Genomic DNA, 18,770 nt, shown 5'->3' with positions numbered 1-18,770 from the left:
ATCCCGCTATACCATGACCTAAAACCAACCCGATTAAAGCTTAAAGCCCGAAGCGGAGTCTTTCAGTTCTTGCGCCAGAGAAGTCAGCTGCCCCACCGCAGTCGCAGATTGTTTTGTACCGGTGGTTGTTTGCTCAGTAATCGCCAAAATATCACGCATGGATAAGTTAACCTTACTTGCCAGCTGAGTCTGACCTTCCGTTTCATGCGCAATCGATTCAATCAAACGCGCCAGATCACGGGAAACCTGACCAATCTCGGTCAGCGCCTGGCCCGCCGCATCAGACAGTTTTGCCCCTTCAACCACACCCTGAGTGGAAACTTCCATCGCGGCAACCGCATCATGGGTATCGGTCTGAATCGTTTTCACAATCGCACTAATCTGCTTGGTCGCCTCGCCTGAACGCTCAGCCAGACGCTGCACTTCCTCGGCAACGATCGAGAAGCCGCGGCCGGCATCACCCGCTGCTGCCGCCTGAATCGCCGCATTCAAAGCCAAAACGTTGGTCTGTTCGGTAATATCCGAAATCAATTCAACGATTTCACTAATTTCCTGAGAGCTTTCACCCAGTCGCTTAATCCGCTTCGCCGTTTCCTGAATCTGCTCGCGAATATCGCCCATCCCCTTAATCTGGTTCTGTACGGCCTCTGCCCCCTTCTCGGCCGCCATCAGGGATGACTGTGCCACGTTTGCAGATTCGGCAGCGTTACTAGATACACCACGAATCGAGGTCACCATCTGCTCAACCGTTTGGTTCGTGCCTTCAATTTCTACAGACTGACGTTCGGCAGCAGCAAGCAACTCATCAGAAATACCCTGCGCTTCCTGTGTAGCCGAAGTCACCTGCGCTGTTGCACGGTTAATCTTGGTAATCAGGGAACGCAACTCTTCAATCGTATAGTTAATCGAGTCGGCAATCGCCCCGGTCAAATCTTCTGTAACCGACGCACGAACAGTCAAATCTCCATCAGCTAAGTCGGCCATCTCATTTAGCAAACGCAAAATCGCTTCCTGATTCTTTTTGTTCTCGCCTTCTAGCACCAAACGGCGGCGTACCGATTCCTGGTTAAATACTGAAACCAGCTGGTACAGGGAAAATAAAGCAACGACAATAAAAATAAACTGTAAAAAGCCGGCAATAATACTGCCCACGCTGCTTTCATAGGCATCAGCAAGGGCACTGGTATCTTTCAGTAATTTCTCTGAATCAGAAATAATACTTTGGCTGGCCATTCGTGAACTAATCAAAGACTGCATGTTTTTAGAGAAAGAGGAAATAATGACTTCAAAATCACGGAAGCGAGTTGCGATTTCTTTTAATTTCTCAATTGCTGCCGGATTACTAACCGCACGAATTTGTAAATCTGGGTTTTGCCCATCCTGAAACGCAGTAATGATTTCATCAAATAAAATAGAATCTTTACCCAGTAAAGATACAACTTCAGGGTTAATCAGATCATCACCAAAAACCGTATTGGAGTTTTTAGCCATCCGCTGGGATAACATTGACAGATGCTGAGCGTATTCTAAATCACGGGCAGATCCGCCATTGTCCGCCAGCAGCTTGGCGAACTCCTGTGTGTTTTCCAGCAGAAGTGCATCATTACGGTTAATCGTTAAAACCGATTGACCAATCGTGACCAAAGCCTTTTCCTGCTTAAGAATTGTATCTACAGTAGGGCGGGTGGCGTTGCGGCTAAAAGACTTTTTCCATAATGCATTCACTGAATTAACCAGCTGAGAAGGATTGTGTGCTAATAAACTGGCAAACAATCCACCACCCGACAAGTGCTTCAAATTAGCATCAAAACGAATATAAGCATCTTTCAGAATAGGAAAAGCTTCAACTTTACCCTGCACCGCCTGTGCGGATGCACGAGCAATACGCTGTGAAAGCATCTGCATTTCAGTTGAAACCGCACGATGCTCCGCATTAAAGGACGAAGCCTGGAAAGCCAAAAATGCCGTCACGATAAATAAACCGGCAGACAGCAACATCATGGCCAATAAAACGGCCATTTGCTGACGAATAGGTAACCGGCCAATTAAGGGCAGTGGTTTTTTTAACTGTGATTCATCGGCTTCTGGCAGGCTCAGCTTGCCCATAATCCATGTTGTCTTATTCGGCTCATAACTCGCATTCGCCGAAACAGGGGCTGCCGGTTTTCTTCCGGAAAAAAGGCGTTTTACGCCATCCAGATTCAGTGCCATTGTGTATTACTCCCGATCCTGTATCTAATTTTTTTATGGCTGCTGCACATCAACAGACCATTAAAACAACTACACCCATACCATCAACTCACACCCTGGCAAAATAACCAAGAAAACTCAGATAGGGGTGCTACATTTTTCAACGGCCAGCTATATTTGACCTGTTTGTAAAAAAGCAGGCTGTACAGCTAAAGCCTGAATATCTAAACATCGCCAGGAAACGCCTGCTGCATCACGATAGGCATCTCCCGTCCAGGCTGACGAACGCGTAAGTGGGAAATCAGGCGTTAAATCCGCCAAATGCTTTAAACCAAGCATACGATCTACTAAAACAGCACAATGCAAGATGTGCCGAGAATGTAATAACAATAATCTTGCAGCAGGGGTAGCAGACAAATTCCCCGCCCCCATAAACGCAGCCAAATCACTCACACTCACCAGATTTCCGCGTAAATTGGCTACGCCTTTAAACCAAGGCTGAACCAGAGGAACAGAGGCAATAGCGGGCAAAGGCATTACTTCAGCCACATCGGATAAATCGACCAGCCAATTTTCGCCTCCGATCCTCACCCCCAGGCGGGCATCCACCTGAGCTGTAGCGGCAACGCTTTTTAATCGCGCCATTACTCCGTCTTGATAATCACGCAGGCTAATCCGTTTGGCCATGGTTTTTCCGCTTAAAGAAGCTTCAATTTAGATTTACACACAAAAGCGCTTAGATAACAGACCAAGACCAAAATTCAAATAGAGTCACTGCATGCTCCATTGCAAACACCGGTCTTTACGAATGAAATTTCATGCGCCCGAGATACTTTCCGCGAATATATTGATTTTTTTATAATCAACCCGCGAGCTTTAATTTATGCACAATACACTTTTTTACAAAGCTGCAATTTTGGAAAGTAATTCCTGCGGGTCAATAGGTTTAACTACGTACTCCACAGCGCCCTGACGACGTCCCCAAACCATATCTGTTTCCTGGTTCTTTGAAGTACACATAATAATTGGAATATGCTTAGTCAGCTCATCACGGCTAATTGTGCGCGTAGCCTGAAAACCATTCATGCCCGGCATAACAACATCCATTAAAATTAAATCCGGCATCAGCTCTTTAACTTTTGCCACGGCTTCTTCGCCCGATTCAGCAGTCACCACTTGAAAACTATTTTTAGTGAGTAGCTCACCCAAAAAGTGGCGCTCAGTCGGAGAATCATCGACGATTAATATTTTTTTAATACTCATTGCTATCCTACCCATAGTCAAATGCTGCGAATATGTGCAGCAACAGCCAATAACAGACTGTCTTTAGTAAAAGGCTTTGTTAAATACTCATCAGACCCAACCATTCGCCCTCTGGCACGATCAAACAAACCATCTTTAGAGGACAGCATAATAACGGGGGTTGTTTTATAACGCGGATTCTTTTTAATCAGCGAGCAGGTTTGATAACCGTCGAGCCTTGGCATCATCACATCAACAAAAATTACATCCGGTAAGCGATCGCTGATCTTAGCTAAAGCATCAAAGCCATCTTCTGCAAGAATAACCTCGCAACCGGCTTGCCCCAAAAAAATCTCCGCGCTTCTACGTATGGTATTGCTGTCATCAATCACCATGACTTTTACTCCGGCGAGCGTTGACATTACATTTCCCCTTATCGATTGCCAGTATATTTTCAGTATGGTTTATCAGAAACAAGCAGAATTCATCATGATTCGGCGCAGTTTACGCACTCAATTTTATCTGCAAGCATTCAATCATAAAATAAGACCAAGTGAATATGCAGAGATACAGAAAAAAAAGAAACCCCGGTCTGAGCAGGCATCGACCGGGGCTATACAGGCTCTGGCACGTTGCCAAAGCACCCGCTCAGGGAGGAAAAAGCGGGAGGTGCAGGGGCGCACCTAGAATCAAGATAGAACTATGTCATAAAACTGCAAGCCCCTTTACTCCCCGTCCATCGACTCTGAGCGCTCTGAATCAGCCTCACCTTGCGATGCTTGGTCATTCATGGCATCAAACCAGCCGCCCACTACTTTTTCTGCAATCTCTACCCCTAACTTTTTAGAGCTGGAGAATAGCTGAACGGTAATCATCGATTCGTCAGCAAACTCAGCCTCTACTTTACGCAAAATCGCGGTCTGTTCCTGGCGATTTAACTTGTCACATTTTGTCAAAATGCAGTGAATAGGCTTACCTGTAGGGCGAAACCAATCCAGCATCTGACGATCAAGCTCGGTCAGCGGACGGCGGGAATCCATAATCAGCACAAGGCCAATCAGATTGCTCCGGCGAACCAGATACTGGCTTAATAATCTTTCCCAGTGTTGTCTAACTGACACAGGTACCTCAGCATAACCGTAACCAGGTAAATCGACTAGTCGGTTATTAGCATTACCAAACTGAAAATAATTGATGTGTTGAGTGCGGCCTGGTGTTTTAGAAACAAAAGCAAGCCGTGTATGGTTGGCCAGTGTGTTAATAGCACTGGACTTGCCGGCATTAGAGCGTCCGGCAAATGCAACTTCCATACCGTCAGCCGGAAGGGCCTTCAGATCATTAACGGTTGTCAGGAATTGCAAGCCTTGGAAAAGCGACATTGGGTAACCACTGTGGTTTGTGAACGGGTCTTGTTATAGAATACCAGCAATTGAATAATCTTCGGCCGGTTCAACTTATTGCAAAATTACTGAGGTGCTCGCACCAGGCGCTAAAAATAACAAAAATTCTATATTTACTCTGGTAAATTTCAGTTTTTTTGTCTTGCCTGCCAGATGCTCACCCCGTTCTATTTTTCAACAAGCTGATTGATCCGGCTACTTGCACTTTTGAAGGAGCAAATGCTTATGCGCCGTGCGCCTGTTGCAGCAATCATTGCCACACTATTAATGGTGGCCCCGACCGCGTTTGCCGCTGGCGGCACTAAAGCAGATCCGGCAAAAGGGAAACAACTGGCCGAACAAATCTGCGCGGCATGCCACGGTATTGATGGCAACAGCGCAGCTTCTGCCAATCCTAGCCTTGCAGGCCAGCATCCCGAATATATTGTAAAACAATTGAATGAGTTCAAGACTGGTAAGCGAAAAAATCCTGTGATGATGGGCATGGCTGCACCTTTGTCCCCTGCCGATATGAAAAACGTGGCAGAGTATTTCTCTACCCAGCCAGCAAAAAATCGCGGCGCTTCTGATAAAGCACTGATTGAAGCTGGTAAGAAAATTTACCGTGGCGGCATTATGGCTAAAGGTGTTCCGGCCTGTATGGCCTGCCATGGCCCCTCCGGAGCAGGGATCCCCGGCCAGTATCCACGCATGGGCGGGCAACATTCAGCCTATACCCTGGCTCAGCTAACGACCTTTCGCAGCGGGGAGCGCAACAACAATACCGTAATGACTGATATTGCAGCCAAACTATCTGATGCTGAAATCAAGGCCGTGGCTGAATATATCCAGGCTCTGCACTGATATGACGGCAATGACACAGGTTTTTTTATCATTGAAAAACCTGTGTTGCCATTTTCTGCCGGAACTTTATTCGGTATCGGGGCTCTCTAGCTAACTTAACTGTAGCTTTAACAGATCCCCAGAACAGGGGCCTTGCGCCCCTTTTTGACTTCTATGACACCCAAAACTTCTTTTTTAAAAGCCTGGTACGAATTATTTTCGTCGATGCGTTTTGCTGTAAGTCTGCTAACTATCCTCGCAATCTCTTCGGTTATTGGCACGGTTTTAAAGCAAAACGAGCCTTACGCCAATTATAAAGTTGAGTTTGGCGAGTTCTGGTTCCAAATACTCCATCCACTTGGCTTATTTGATGTTTACCACAGCACATGGTTTTTACTAATTCTTTGCTTTCTTGTGCTTTCAACCAGCCTGTGCATCTGGCGACAAATGCCTGGAATCTGGAAAGATATTCGGGGCTATCGCGAAAACGCCAGTAATAATTCTTTGCGTTTGATGTCACACCACACCGAGCTAACTGGCGAATTACCCACCGAAGAGATCATCGATACCCTAGCCAGCCGGGGCTACCGCATCCGCACTCGTGAAGAAAATGGCCAGGTATCCATTGCTGCTAAAAAAGGCAGTTTTCAGCGTTTAGGCTATCTATTTGCCCATGCAGCCATCGTAGTGATCTGCCTAGGCGGCCTGCTTGATGGCAATGTGCCACTGAAGTTAACCGAATTATTTGGCTTTAAAACGCCCGAAACACGCAATTTACCGCAAAGTAAAGTATCTGAACAAAGCCGTTTACCGGAGGATAATTTATCTTTCCGCGGAAATGTCACCCTGCCAGAAGGCTCGGTTGGCGACGTAATTTTCTTAAATGCAGGTCAAGGCTATTTTGTTCAGGAGCTCCCCTTTGCGGTGCGTTTAAATAAGTTTTACATTGAGCACTATTCAACCGGGCAGCCCAAACTCTTTGCCAGTGATATTGATTTACTAGATAAAAAGAGCGGGTCCATACTCAAAAGAGCTAAAATTGAAGTCAATAAACCTTTAATTTACAAAGGAGTAGCCGTTTATCAAGCCAGTTTTGGTGATGGTGGTTCTTTACTGGAAATGCGCCAATGGGATTTAAACAGCCATCACGCACAGGCGCTTAATATCCGCTCGCAAACCAGTGAAAGTATGCAAATAAACGGCCAGGCTTATCAGCTGGAAATGGGCGACTTTCGATCGTTTAATATTGAAAACACAGGCAAAGTCGCCAATAGCGCCATGGCGGTCAGTAAATTTGCCCAAGCAATGGCCTCTGCACAGGCCGTACAAAGCGAGCACAACCTAAAAAACATTGGTCCGTCAATTCAATTCAAATTACGTGATAAAAATGGTCAGGCGACTGAATACCTGAATTATTTCTCTCCATTTTTTGAAAAGGGTGCAGGCTATGCCGTTACAGGCATGCGCACCGAAGTGGCAGCTCCTTTCCAATTTGTTCGCATTCCCCTGGATAAAGACCTAAAACCCGATAGCTTTATGCGTTTACGCGCCAGTCTACTTGATAAATCGCTTTACCCCGAAATTGCCCGCCGTACTGCAGCCAAGGCATTTCAAAGTGGCGGAATTACTAAAGAAAGTGAAGCGCAATTTAAGGACATAACCATCGGGGTACTCACGCGCTTTAGTGAAGGGGGCTTTCCCGCAATCGAAAGCTTTCTCGAGCAGAAAGTGCCCAAAGAGCAGCGCCAGACTGTAGCTCAAACCTACATCAAGATCCTGCAAGGCACAGTAATTGATGCAATGGATGTCACCCAGGGGCGTGCCGGTTTGCCAATTCTGCCCATTGATGAAACGCAGTACCGCTTTCTGATGGATAGTCTGGTTGCTGTCAGCAGCTTGTTTGAATATGGCCCGCCTGTCTGGCTGCAGGCGAGCAGCTTTAACGAAATTAAAGCCAGTGGTTTTCAGATTACCCGGGCTCCCGGCCAAAATATTGTTTATCTAGGTTCACTCCTGTTGGTGATCGGGATCTTCTGTATGTTTTATATTCGTGAAAATCGGGTCTGGGTACGCCTTGCAGCAGGAAAAACCTTGATTGCCATGAGTAGTAACCGCAAAAACTCAGATCTGGATCGTGAATTTCTCGAGCTCACCACAGATCTGGCTGCCAAAGGAAAAACACCATGAGTATCTCAAAGCGCCGCTTATCACCATTTGACATGGTGTTTACCGGGCTGATTCTTGCTGCAGGCCTGTTTGCTTATAAGCGCTACGCCGCTTTTATGGATTATTACGAAGAAGGCATTTTATTAGGAACCGTTGCAGCCATTGTATGGTTCGGCCGCTTCTGGCCGGCCATGCGCGTATTTTTACCCGTCAGTGCGCTATTCGCACTAGCTGGCATTGGCCTGTATCAAGGGACGCTCTCCAATGGGCAAAGTGTCTTTTGGCTAAAGTACATCCTGTCCAGTCAATCAGCGGTCATGTGGATGTGCGTACTGTATCTGCTGGCAACCTTGATGTACTGGCTAGGAATGTTGCGTCGTTCCAACACTGCACTCGGTATTGCCAGCAATTTAACCTGGGCTGCAGCCTCTGCCGCACTCATCTCGAAACTAGTACGCTGGTATGAAAGTTATCTAGTTGGCGTAGATGTGGGCCATATTCCCGTTTCAAATTTATATGAAGTCTTTATTCTGTTTTGCCTGGTTACGACACTGATGTATCTGTACTACGAGCAAAAATTCAAAGCTCAGGGTATGGCTAAAACGATGGGAGCCTTTGTGCTACCCATTATCCTGGCCGCAGTGGGTTTTATTCTCTGGTACAGCGTGGATCGGCAAGCGCATGAAATCCAGCCACTGATCCCTGCCCTGCAGTCTTGGTGGATGAAAATACACGTTCCAGCCAACTTTGTAGGCTACGGTGCTTTTGCTCTGTCTGCAGGGCTTGGTGCGGCTCAGTTATTAGTTTCACGAGGCATTTTGTCCAGCCGCCTTCCAAGCTACGATACGCTTGGTGAGGTCATGTATAAGGCTATCTCTATTGGTTTTCTGTTTTTTACCATTGCGACCATTTTGGGAGCAATGTGGGCCGCTGAGGCCTGGGGAGGCTACTGGAGCTGGGATCCAAAAGAAACATGGGCTCTGATTGTGTGGCTTAACTATGCCTCATGGCTGCATATGCGCTTAGTAAAAGGCTGGCGTGGCAATATACTGGCATGGTGGGCACTAATAGGCTTACTCGTAACCAGCTTTGCTTTTATTGGTGTAAATATGTTTTTATCAGGTTTGCATTCCTATGGTGGCCTATAAGTAGACAATTTATCCATGTTCTATAAAAAATCGCTCCCAAATGAGGGGGCGATTTTTTTATGTACTTCTCAAATAAGCTCAGATATGTACTTTTAGATGATTTAAACAAATATAAATATATCTATCATTAATTTTTTATATTATTCAGGTTGGCTTATCGATCAGAATAAGTTAATCTACTTATAGTTAATTCTACCAGTCATAAAAATGGATCAGCCACATTTCACCAAGACTGCTAAAGGCAGCAAAGAAATTGAAGAACGCAGTGGTGTACTTTCTTCAGTTGCCCGTCGTATTTTAATTATGGTCGACGGCAAAAGAACCCGTAGCGATTTACTACAAACATTTAGCCTGGCTGAATTAGAAGAGGGTTTAACAAGGCTGGAACTGCTTAAAATGATAGAAGAAAGCAGCAGCCGAACCAATAACTACGGAGGAGTAAGCATCAGTCAACAGGCACTCACTCAAATACGCCAAATGATGTATATGAGTAATCAGCAGTATCTGGCTGGCCAGTTAGACCGTTTTTTAGATAAAGACTTTGCGCTCATTCATGACCGGGCTGGCCTAGAGCCCGTATTAAAACATTGGCATCGTCTATTATGTGATGCAGGCCATGAGGTTGCCGCTTATGGTTATCTAAAGCAAATTAAAACAACTCTGGGCTGGAGTAAAAAATAATATTATCTAATAGGTATTTATCAGTCATGATCTATTCAAAAAAATATTTGGCAGCCATTAATAATTTAATATGACTTTGCGTTTCTAATGAAAATAAATACTGCTTATACTTTGTGCTGATTTTAAAAGCGCCTATATTTTTATTTTGAATCAGCGCATTAAAAAAGATAAACCAACTCATAAATTTATGTACTAAATAGCGCTTCGGCATAACCTTCACGCAATACCATTCAGCATGCGCCTTGCCCCATAAATTATGATTTTAATCATTCAGAATAAAAATCTAAACACAGCTCAAGCTGCATCACCCAGCCAACAGACAGCGCCCCTAACCAAAAGGCGCTGACTGAAAGTAGGTTGCGATCAAAAGTAAACAGCTAACCCAATACGACCAAACACCACATCAAAGCCAGATTTAGTAAACAAACCAGCTGAGCTGCACTACCCAGGTCTTTAGCCCGCTTAGCTAACTCGTGACGCTCTAACGAGGTGTGATCCACCGCAGCTTCGATCGCAGAATTAAGCAGCTCAACAATCATGCTGGCTAAATGGCTGGCAATCAGCAAAGCACGCCCCCAATGGGGTAAACCCGGAATCAAAAGTGCGCCAGGAATACCAAGCAATGCCAGCAAGGTAACCTGACGAAAAGCAGCTTCATTTAACCAGCCTGCCTTTAAACCATCCAGGGAATAGCCCAGAGCATTAAAGACACGGGCGACTCCTGTTTTGCCTTTAAACGGGCTTTCCGACACATTAAACTCCATTAACACCGACAGGCGCTGCAGTAAAAATTTCTCGGTACGCAATATATTGCATCAGCATGATCACCGGCAAGACAATCAATAACCCCAGCAGTAATGTAAATACTGATAAAAAACACAAGGCAATCGTGACCAGCCCACTCACTAAAAACGCCTGCCAGTTGCGGGTAATGCCTGCAAATGAAAGCTTCATCGCCTCGAAGGCAGAATAACCATCAAACAATATTAAAGCAGGGGCAAACCACACCGCACACATCACTGGCGTCATTAAAATAAGGCTCAGCGAGGTATGTAAATACAGCGATTTCATTTGCTCTGGCGTAGGCAAGCTTCCGGCTGGAATATCAACAAGACTGGCCTGGCTGCCAAATAAGCCCAGCACAACCGTGACCAGCATCGCAGCAAGCACATTAATTAAACCCACCCATAGCAGGGGTTTTATTTCACCGTGAAATGCAGCAAATAAATCCAGAGGGCCAACTCTGTTACCTGCATCGCACCGTTTAGCCGCCAAATATACTCCGCCCGACAATACCGGAGATACCAGGGTATAGGCCAAAGCGCCTACTACAGGCAGCACACCTGCCAGCAAAGCTAAAACAAAAAATTGCAGGACGATGACAATCCATATTCCCGGCTGACGACGAAACAACTTAAATCCATTCACACACCAATACCAGCCACGATTCGCCGCAAGGCGACGTGGCTCAGGTAAGAGATCAATTACGCTATCGTTTTCCATGATGTTCCCACTACAACTCCGGCAAGGCTTGAAGGATACGTGAACCCTTAATTTACTCAAAGGTAAACATATCAACTTACAGAATTTGAAGTCCCCTTCCTAATAAACTTCTCGTCAGAGTGGCTTATCTATTCTTTCCACGAGGTAGATCCATACAGGAAATCAGTTCACCTTAATGACAAAATCAGCCATGCATTGTGCTGGTTCTGCATAAAAGTTTAATTTCAGAAGCAATAACGATGCGATAGTGTTACGCACTTATCACGGACAAAAAAAAGCCACATGATCTGCACCATGTGGCTTTGATTAAAACTAAAAATTACGCAGCAACACACTTCAAAGCGTGGCGGGCAATCATCAGCTCTTCATTTGTTGGAATGATATAAACCGGAACACGGCTGCCTGGCAATGAAATACAACGCGCTTCACCAGAGCGTTTTGCATTTGCAACTTCATCAATTTCCACACCTAACCAGCGCAATTCATTACATACAGTGGCGCGGGCAATATCGTCGTTTTCGCCGATACCTGCAGTAAACACCAGCGCATCAAAACCTTGCATCGCAGCCGCTAAAGAAGCCGCTTCGCGCACAACACGGTGAGCAAAGTAATCAACAGCAAACTTAGCATGCGGATCTTTGCTTGCATGCAGATCACGCATATCGCTGGAAATACCCGACATACCCAACAGACCGGATTGCTTATAGATCAGCTCTTCAATTTGTGAGGCATCCATTTTCAGATGGCTCATAAAGTGCAGAATTAAAGCAGGATCGATCGTGCCGCAACGGGTGCCCATAGGCAGGCCTTCCAGCGCGGTAAAGCCCATTGTTGTTGCCTGGCAATGACCATTTAGCAATGCCGCCATCGACGAGCCATTACCCAGATGGGCCACAACGGTGCGGCCTGCTGCTGCCTTGGCATCAATCGCAGGCAGAACACTGGCAATAAATTCGTAAGAAAGGCCGTGAAAACCATAACGGCGAATACCATGCTTTTCAGTAAACTCATATGGCAAAGCGTATTGCTGCTCGATTTCAGGCTGAGTGCGGTGGAAAGCGGTATCAAAACAAGCCACTTGCGGCACGGTTGGTAAAAGCTGAGCCAGTACGCGCATTGGCATAATATTGTGCGGAGCATGCAATGGAGCCAGAGCAATGGTTTCGTCCAGGCCCTTTAATACTTCTTCAGTAATGCGCACCGGCTGGCAAAAGCTCAGGCCACCGTGCACTACACGATGACCAATCGCAGCAATCGTACGGCCTTCAATACGGCTGTTGAGCCAGGCCAGCATATGACGCAATGCAGAGTCGTGGTTCTTAGGCATATCTGCCGGCATAGATTCAGAAACCAGCTTATTGTCATCCGCATCTTTTGCTACAAACTTCGGATCAACATAAATACCGTCTGCCAGGCCTTTAAAGAGCAGAACAGGATCAGCCGCGCCGGTTTCAAACAGGGAAAACTTGATGCTGGACGATCCGGCATTAATAACTAAAACCAACTCACTCATAAACTGCTCCTTAATATTACGCTGGCGGTGATAAGAATCAATCTCATCAAAAATAGATTATTACTCATAATTGCACTTTAAAGTCATCATAAACAGGTGCAAATCATATGAGCCAGACTTAAATTGCCACAGGATAGACTTTGCTTACACACAACTCGTTGTGGCTGCGATAATATCCATGGACACGGGCCTGTGCTTATTAATCGGGCCCAATGTTAGAAACTGCAATGCTGCACTGCAATGGAATAATTACTAATGCATATTCTAAGCAGTAGTTAATTGCAACAGTATTGGTCAAAATCAAGCAAAATCATTGAAAAATAGGTGCATATTCACCATGAGTACATTCACCACGCACCTGATTTGCGTTCCCGAGCTGGAAGAAACCGCCAGTGTCAGTGCCGTGCACATCCTGCCCGGCCACCATGTGCAGAGTGATACATTACTTTTGACCTTAGTTTGTGGTAACAGTGAAATTGAAATCTGCGCTCCGGAAGCAGGATTGGTCTCCCATATAATGGTCGAAACCAAGGAAACCGTGCAATGCGGCGATCTTTTATTACAAATGGAAATTGAAGAAGAACCCACTCAGATATTTGGTGCAGAAGCCACTTTTACCAGTGCCTGCCAGTTGGACTGGCCTCATCAGCCGCTAGCAGGCACACTCAGCGTCAGTCTTAGTGCTGCCAAGCTCGCTGCCAGGCTGGGGGCAGACCTCAGCCGCATTGCAAGCCAGGGCGAATGTATTGAAGAAGCGGATATAGAAGCCCATGTCCGCTCCATCATGCTGCAATGGCAGCAAACTCATCCCCACTAAAATTACGCCTTCTCTAATTGATCCATGATTGCAACAGGATCTTGGCTCGCCGCTAAAACAGCACGCACTTTATTAAAAGCGGCGCTTGCCTCCACGGGATGCTTACCATAAGACACCACACTGGCATGCCTCCAGCCCGCAGATAACAAAGCGTTGCGCTTAAAAGTTGTACCTTCAACACCTCCTCCACCCAGTTGCATCAAAGCTTGTTCAATCAGCACATGAGGCAAGGGAGTTCGAGAAATAATATTAAAATGATCGGGAATAACTTCATCAAATTGCATGGCCTGACTCCAATATCAATAAATGACGCATTGTCAGTAAATGACCTGTATCTTTCGCACCCAGTAAAAAACTGCTGAAGTAAAGCTGCATCAGAAAAATGATCCGGTGCATCAGGGCATTTTCAATACTAGTAAAGAGCGGAGCCAAATCCAGTAATTCCTCACCGCAGGTGAAGTAGAGTTGCTGTAAAGCTTGCTCTGATTCAGAAAGCACAAACACCCCGATAAACGGGGTGTTTGCTTATTCACACAATAAAAACTTAAATATGCACCTTGGCAATGGCCCGGCGATCTGCAACGGCCTTAGCCAAATCTGCCAGCATCGTTTCAGTTTGATCCCAGCCAATACAGCCATCGGTAATTGATTGACCGTAGGCCAGCGGCTGGCCTTCTACATGATCCTGACGGCCACCCACAATATGACTCTCAACCATGACACCAAATATGCCGTTATTGCCACGGGCGAGCTGGGCGCAAACATCTGCCGAAACATCAATCTGGCGACGATAATCCTTGCTGCTATTGGCATGGCTAAAATCAACCATTACTTTTTGCGGCAGACCAGTGGCAGCCAAATCTGCCAGTGCAGAGCGTACATGATTAGTGTCGTAATTTGGCTCTTTACCACCACGTAAAATGATATGGCAATCAGGATTACCGCCAGTCGCCACAATCGCAGAATGCCCCATCTTAGTAACGGACAAGAAATGGTGTGACTGGCTGGATGCACGAATCGCATCAAGTGCAATTTTTAAATTACCGTCAGTCCCATTTTTAAAGCCAACCGGGCAAGATAATCCTGAAGCCAGCTCCCGGTGCACCTGGGATTCCGTGGTACGCGCACCAATGGCACCCCAGCTCATCAGATCCGCCATATATTGCGGCGTAATCATATCGAGGAACTCGCCGGCAGTCGGCATACCATCATTATTCAAATCAACCAGTAATTTGCGTGCAATACGCAGGCCATCGTTGATATTAAAGCTGCCATTCAGATAAGGATCATTAATCAAGCCTTTCCAGCCAACCGTTGTACGTGGTTTTTCAAAATAAACCCGCATCACGATCTCTAGATCATTCCTATGCAACTCGCGCAGCACTTTAAGCTTAGCGCCGTATTCATGCGCGGCCCCGGCATCATGAATTGAACACGGACCGATCACCACCAGAAGGCGATCATCACTGCCTTGCAAGATACGCTGAATTGCCTGCCGGGTTTCAAAAACAGTGGCAGAAGCAATCTCGCTGACAGGGAATTTCTCCATCACCGCAACAGGGGGAGTAGCTCTTTAATTTCTCGGATACGGACATCATCTGTTTGATATTGCATATTCTTCCCTAGAGCGGCGGCCTCGCGTGGCGACAAGCAGATCATAAAAGGAAGAGATTATCGCCTAACGACAGTCGGCGCAAATGCCTTTGACCGTGATTTCAACCATACGGGCCATGAAGTGTGCCGGCAAGCTGACAGGTAAATCGCTACTGACGTTTTCCAAACAGAAAAAACGCCCGCAATTTTCACACTGAAAGTGTGCATGATGATGTGGAGCAGGTGCAACAGCAAAGCGCCAAACCCGGTCATCACCGGAGAGTTTGTGCGCCAGATGCTGCTCGGTGAGCCAGTCTAAAACACGGTACACCGTTACGCGATCGATGGCTGGATGCAGCGTCGTCAGCACATCCAGGTGCGATAACGGACGCTGAGCCTCCAGGAGCACCGCTAGCACCCTAACCCGTGCGGGCGTGGTGCGAGCGCTGATCTGTGTAACTAAATCACGCGCTTTTGTGATCGTCTCGGGGGCGTGACTCATCAAAACAGCACAGAATCAGTCTGCATACTGCTTTTTCATACGTTCACGACGCTCTTGCGCTTCCAGAGACATGGATGCGGTCGGACGGGCAACCAGACGTGGCAGGCCAATGGGCTCACCTGTATCTTCACAATAACCATAATTGCCATCATCAAGCTTACGCAAAGTAGAATCAATCTTAAGCAGCAACTTACGTTCACGATCGCGCGTACGTAGCTCCAACGCGTATTCTTCTTCCAGAGTGGCGCGGTCGGCCGGATCGGGTGTGGCTTCCTGCTCTTGCAAATGCTGGCTGGTTTGGCTGGCATTTGCCAACAGCTCTGCTTTCATTTGCAGAAGCTTCGCCCGGAAAAACTCGATGTGATCCGGGTTCATGTAGTCATCTTCTGGGCCGTTCCAGTTAATGATTTCTTGTTCCGTGAGTTTGGCCATAGTCGTACTCCCTTTCTGCAAATAGGGGCGGGGCAAAAATGCTCTGCCACTTTATTTCATCTGAATGAAACAAAAACTAGACAGAACATAAACTTACAAGCATACACCCCACCAAATGGGGAGGCAGCATAATCAAGTCCCCGCCGCAATGCAATAGCTCGTTTTGCCATACAGACAGGATGGCATTAATGCGACAGTACCCAGCGTACAATAATCTTTAAATCTTTCTCTCCAATTTGCTGTGCAGGCATAGGAATTTTCCCCCATTTTCCACCCGGCAAGCCATTACGTACTTCTTTCATCAGCATCGCTTCAGCATCTTTCTGACCACGATACCTAGCTGCAACATCTCTATACGAAGGCCCTACTATTTTAGTATCAATCGCATGACAACCCAAGCAATTGTACTTTGCGACCACTTTTGCCCCATCTTCTGCCCTGGCCTGCAATGCAAAGGGTAAAAACAATAGTAGTAAATATTTAACCATACATGTTTCCTTACAAATTAATTGAAGCATAAGTATATTTTAGCAGCAAGCAGACCGCATGCGCCGTGCTACACTCCCGCGATTAAAAATCTTAGGTAATACGGGTTGGCAAATGGATAGAGCGCAACGTTTTATGGCTCTGGGCGTCGCCTTTTCGGTGCTCGCACATGCCATTCCTATTTTTGGCATGAAGTTTGTGATGCCCGATCCTAAAACACTATTTTCAGCTCAACCACTGGAAGTGGTACTTGTAAACCAGCGTACATTACAAGACGCACATAAAGCCGATGCACTGGCCCAGGCCAATCTAAATGGTGGCGGCAATACTGATGTCTTAAATCAGCATGTTAAATCCCCCCTACCTGCCAGTGAAAATCCACAATCCAGGGAAGTTGAGCGTGCAAAAGCACAGCAAAAAAAACTTGAGGCTGATGCAGAAAAACTTCTGCTACAACTCAAAGCTGACACACGTATCGCTCAGGATTTGGGTAAAAGCACACACAGCGAGCATACTGGCCTCGATAATGAGCAACTAAAACAACAGGCCCGTGAAATCGCAGGTTTAGCAGCCCAGATCAGCAAGCAAACCAGGGAGTACCAAAGCCGCCCGCGCATGACCTTTATCGGTGCCCGTGCCAGAGAATATCGTTTTGCCCGCTATGTTGAAAACTGGCGAATGAAGATGGAGCGGGTTGGTGCACTTGCTTACCCGCTGAATGCCCGTGGACAAAAGCTTTACGGTCGCTTAATGGTATCGGTTGAAATCGATGCTAACGGCAACGTACGTAAAACTGAAATTACCAAATCATCCGGCAATAAAGAACTTGATTCGGCAGCATTACGCATTGTCAAAATGGCAGCTCCCTTTGGTAAATTTCCCGATGATATCCGTAAAGATACCGATGTAATCAGCATTAGCCGTACATGGACCTTTGCCAAAGGCGATGCAGTTTTAGGCCAGGATTAATTTCAATTGCAGCCTTGCCACCGGGCATGTGCACTGTGGATCATATAGATGCGTATTCTAGGAATTGACCCCGGCTCCAGAGTAACAGGATTCGGGGTAATCGATATAGATGGACAAAACCGGAGCTATATCGCATCGGGTTGCATTCGCACTCCGGGTGGCGAGCTGGCGGTACGCATTAAATCTATTTTGCGCGGCATTGCTGAAGTAATCGAAACCTATAAGCCAGATGTAGCTGCCGTTGAAATTGTATTTGTAAACGTAAACCCACAATCAACCTTGATGCTGGGCCAGGCGCGGGGCGCTGCGATGTCGGCCCTTGTGCTGGCAGATTTACCCATCGGTGAATATACAGCACTGCAAGTCAAACAAGCTGTTGTAGGCAATGGCCATGCCGATAAGGATCAGGTCAGCCAGATGGTGCAACGCATGCTGCGCCTCAATGGCGCGCCACAATCAGATGCGGCCGATGCACTCGCAGTAGCACTTACCCATGCCCAGCACGATAGCGGCGCAATGAAACAGCTTGCCAGCCAGGGGCTAACCATTAAACGTGGCCGTCTGGCTTAAATTTTACTTCGGCAAGAGGGTAGCTCGGCATTAAAACGGTTCAGAAACTCTGGGTCTTCCTTTAAAAACCGATGGCTAAAGTAAACACCTAGAGGCTTATCTTCCTGTAATTCAGAGCGAACCTGATGCTCTGCATGCGCGACATAAATCGCTTCATACATTGCTAAATCGCTGGCCAATACCGCGCCCACCCGGCCGGCCAAAAGCATTTTAAGTAGCTGATCATGTGCTGGCGGCGTGGCATAAATGCGATAACCGGATGACTTTAGCCAGGTCAGCATATTTGAGCCAAAATAGGCCCCTACCGTAGCCGACTGGCGAAATTCTTCACTCAGTGGTTTAGCCGTGTTTTCTGCAAGAAAATACCAACGCCATTGCTGCGGAGCAATCACTTGTGAAAGTGTGGCATACCGATCGCGCTCACTATTTTGTGAAGCCGGAAAAAATCCATCTGCCTCGCCTTGCTCAACCAAATTTTGAGCACGCTTCCAGGGCAAAAATTTAATCTCCACCGGGTGTTGTAATTTATTCATGACACAGCGTACTGTTTCCAGTGCCAGACCGCTCTGATGACCATCTGCCTGCTGATTACTGTATGGCAATTGTTGCTGAGTCAGCAGCCGGACAGGTGCTGCTTGCGCCTGCAATGTACCGAGCAGACAAAAAATACCTAACGTCAAATTCGTCAAGCGAATCTCGGACATTTATACTCCCCGCTTTCCTTTAGAGATACACA

Annotated in this window: 21 protein-coding genes and 1 pseudogene; 7 read left to right on the top strand and 15 right to left on the bottom strand. The window is 46.6% G+C overall.

Annotation, left to right across the window (positions count from 1 at the left end):
* Positions 1-33 precede the first annotated feature (33 nt).
* The 5 genes from EJO50_RS13580 to yihA all read right to left on the bottom strand — a co-directional run bounded on the left by EJO50_RS13580 (position 34) and on the right by yihA (position 4,811).
* Positions 34-2,211, bottom strand: a complete 2,178-nt coding sequence (locus EJO50_RS13580; RefSeq protein WP_125975015.1) for a methyl-accepting chemotaxis protein — start codon at positions 2,209-2,211, stop codon at positions 34-36.
* 150 nt (positions 2,212-2,361) lie between these two features.
* Complete coding sequence (locus tag EJO50_RS13575) at positions 2,362-2,877, bottom strand: chemotaxis protein CheW (RefSeq protein ID WP_125975013.1); 516 nt, start codon at positions 2,875-2,877, stop codon at positions 2,362-2,364.
* 213 nt (positions 2,878-3,090) lie between these two features.
* Entirely contained in the window at positions 3,091-3,453 is a 363-nt protein-coding gene (locus EJO50_RS13570; protein WP_125975011.1) for a response regulator, read from the bottom strand.
* 17 nt (positions 3,454-3,470) lie between these two features.
* Positions 3,471-3,854, bottom strand: coding sequence for a response regulator (locus tag EJO50_RS13565; protein WP_125975009.1), 384 nt, complete (start codon positions 3,852-3,854; stop codon positions 3,471-3,473).
* A 303-nt stretch (positions 3,855-4,157) separates the two neighbouring features.
* A complete protein-coding gene (yihA, locus tag EJO50_RS13560) occupies positions 4,158-4,811 on the bottom strand; it encodes a ribosome biogenesis GTP-binding protein YihA/YsxC (protein WP_125975007.1) in 654 nt (217 codons plus the stop codon).
* Between the two features lie 240 nt (positions 4,812-5,051).
* Here yihA and EJO50_RS13555 point away from each other — a divergent pair, with 240 nt between their 5' ends.
* From EJO50_RS13555 to EJO50_RS13540, 4 genes are all read left to right on the top strand, one after another.
* The gene (locus EJO50_RS13555) at positions 5,052-5,675 is read left to right on the top strand and encodes a c-type cytochrome (RefSeq protein ID WP_373280517.1); all 624 of its coding nucleotides are present in this window, start codon (positions 5,052-5,054) and stop codon (positions 5,673-5,675) included.
* A gap of 153 nt (positions 5,676-5,828) precedes the next feature.
* On the top strand, positions 5,829-7,841 hold the full coding sequence (locus EJO50_RS13550) for a cytochrome c biogenesis protein ResB (protein WP_125975005.1): 2,013 nt from the start codon (positions 5,829-5,831) through the stop codon (positions 7,839-7,841).
* Positions 7,838-8,968: a c-type cytochrome biogenesis protein CcsB gene (gene ccsB, locus EJO50_RS13545; RefSeq protein WP_125975003.1), complete on the top strand. Its 1,131-nt coding sequence runs from the start codon at positions 7,838-7,840 to the stop codon at positions 8,966-8,968. Before EJO50_RS13550 ends, ccsB begins: the two co-directional genes overlap by 4 nt.
* A 207-nt stretch (positions 8,969-9,175) precedes the next feature.
* Complete coding sequence (locus EJO50_RS13540; protein WP_125975001.1) at positions 9,176-9,649, top strand: hypothetical protein; 474 nt, start codon at positions 9,176-9,178, stop codon at positions 9,647-9,649.
* 377 nt (positions 9,650-10,026) lie between these two features.
* On the opposite strand, the gene EJO50_RS13535 is transcribed toward EJO50_RS13540, so the two are convergent.
* From EJO50_RS13535 to EJO50_RS13525, 3 genes are all read right to left on the bottom strand, one after another.
* The gene (locus EJO50_RS13535) at positions 10,027-10,413 is read right to left on the bottom strand and encodes a diacylglycerol kinase (RefSeq protein WP_125974999.1); all 387 of its coding nucleotides are present in this window, start codon (positions 10,411-10,413) and stop codon (positions 10,027-10,029) included.
* On the bottom strand, positions 10,403-11,152 hold the full coding sequence (locus EJO50_RS13530; RefSeq protein WP_125974997.1) for a BPSS1780 family membrane protein: 750 nt from the start codon (positions 11,150-11,152) through the stop codon (positions 10,403-10,405). The genes EJO50_RS13535 and EJO50_RS13530 overlap by 11 nt, the downstream gene beginning before the upstream one ends.
* Before the next feature lie 319 nt (positions 11,153-11,471).
* Positions 11,472-12,665 (bottom strand): acetate/propionate family kinase, encoded by a 1,194-nt coding sequence (locus EJO50_RS13525; protein WP_125974995.1) that lies wholly within the window; start codon positions 12,663-12,665, stop codon positions 11,472-11,474.
* A gap of 337 nt (positions 12,666-13,002) precedes the next feature.
* Here EJO50_RS13525 and EJO50_RS13520 point away from each other — a divergent pair, with 337 nt between their 5' ends.
* The gene (locus EJO50_RS13520; protein ID WP_125974993.1) at positions 13,003-13,482 is read left to right on the top strand and encodes a biotin/lipoyl-containing protein; all 480 of its coding nucleotides are present in this window, start codon (positions 13,003-13,005) and stop codon (positions 13,480-13,482) included.
* A 2-nt stretch (positions 13,483-13,484) separates the two neighbouring features.
* Here the strand turns inward: EJO50_RS13520 and EJO50_RS13515 are convergent, their stop codons facing one another.
* The 6 genes and pseudogenes from EJO50_RS13515 to EJO50_RS13490 all read right to left on the bottom strand — a co-directional run bounded on the left by EJO50_RS13515 (position 13,485) and on the right by EJO50_RS13490 (position 16,497).
* The gene (locus EJO50_RS13515) at positions 13,485-13,766 is read right to left on the bottom strand and encodes a hypothetical protein (RefSeq protein ID WP_125974991.1); all 282 of its coding nucleotides are present in this window, start codon (positions 13,764-13,766) and stop codon (positions 13,485-13,487) included.
* Positions 13,756-13,980: a hypothetical protein gene (locus EJO50_RS13510; protein ID WP_125974989.1), complete on the bottom strand. Its 225-nt coding sequence runs from the start codon at positions 13,978-13,980 to the stop codon at positions 13,756-13,758. The genes EJO50_RS13515 and EJO50_RS13510 overlap by 11 nt, the downstream gene beginning before the upstream one ends.
* A gap of 46 nt (positions 13,981-14,026) precedes the next feature.
* Positions 14,027-15,096, bottom strand: a pseudogene (gene aroG / locus EJO50_RS13505) (3-deoxy-7-phosphoheptulonate synthase AroG).
* Between the two features lie 64 nt (positions 15,097-15,160).
* A complete protein-coding gene (locus tag EJO50_RS13500) occupies positions 15,161-15,577 on the bottom strand; it encodes a Fur family transcriptional regulator (RefSeq protein ID WP_125974987.1) in 417 nt (138 codons plus the stop codon).
* Positions 15,578-15,592: 15 nt separating this feature from the next.
* The gene (gene dksA / locus EJO50_RS13495) at positions 15,593-16,009 is read right to left on the bottom strand and encodes an RNA polymerase-binding protein DksA (RefSeq protein ID WP_125974985.1); all 417 of its coding nucleotides are present in this window, start codon (positions 16,007-16,009) and stop codon (positions 15,593-15,595) included.
* Between the two features lie 185 nt (positions 16,010-16,194).
* The gene (locus tag EJO50_RS13490; protein ID WP_125974983.1) at positions 16,195-16,497 is read right to left on the bottom strand and encodes a c-type cytochrome; all 303 of its coding nucleotides are present in this window, start codon (positions 16,495-16,497) and stop codon (positions 16,195-16,197) included.
* A gap of 112 nt (positions 16,498-16,609) precedes the next feature.
* Between EJO50_RS13490 and EJO50_RS13485 the strand changes: the two genes are divergently transcribed.
* Both EJO50_RS13485 and ruvC read left to right on the top strand, forming a co-directional pair.
* Positions 16,610-17,464 carry an energy transducer TonB gene (locus EJO50_RS13485; protein ID WP_164521512.1) on the top strand — a complete coding sequence of 285 codons (855 nt, stop codon included), beginning with the start codon at positions 16,610-16,612 and terminating at the stop codon, positions 17,462-17,464.
* Between the two features lie 48 nt (positions 17,465-17,512).
* Positions 17,513-18,034: a crossover junction endodeoxyribonuclease RuvC gene (gene ruvC / locus EJO50_RS13480; RefSeq protein ID WP_125974980.1), complete on the top strand. Its 522-nt coding sequence runs from the start codon at positions 17,513-17,515 to the stop codon at positions 18,032-18,034.
* Here the strand turns inward: ruvC and EJO50_RS13475 are convergent.
* On the bottom strand, positions 18,031-18,738 hold the full coding sequence (locus EJO50_RS13475; protein ID WP_125974979.1) for a substrate-binding periplasmic protein: 708 nt from the start codon (positions 18,736-18,738) through the stop codon (positions 18,031-18,033). The two genes, ruvC and EJO50_RS13475, sit on opposite strands and share 4 nt — an antisense overlap.
* Between the last annotated feature and the right edge of the window lie 32 nt (positions 18,739-18,770).

Origin of the sequence: Iodobacter ciconiae (assembly GCF_003952345.1) — a bacterium.
Taxonomy (GTDB): domain Bacteria; phylum Pseudomonadota; class Gammaproteobacteria; order Burkholderiales; family Chitinibacteraceae; genus Iodobacter; species Iodobacter ciconiae.
Note: the sequence above shows the minus strand (reverse complement) of the source record. Positions and strands in the feature narration are given on the sequence as shown.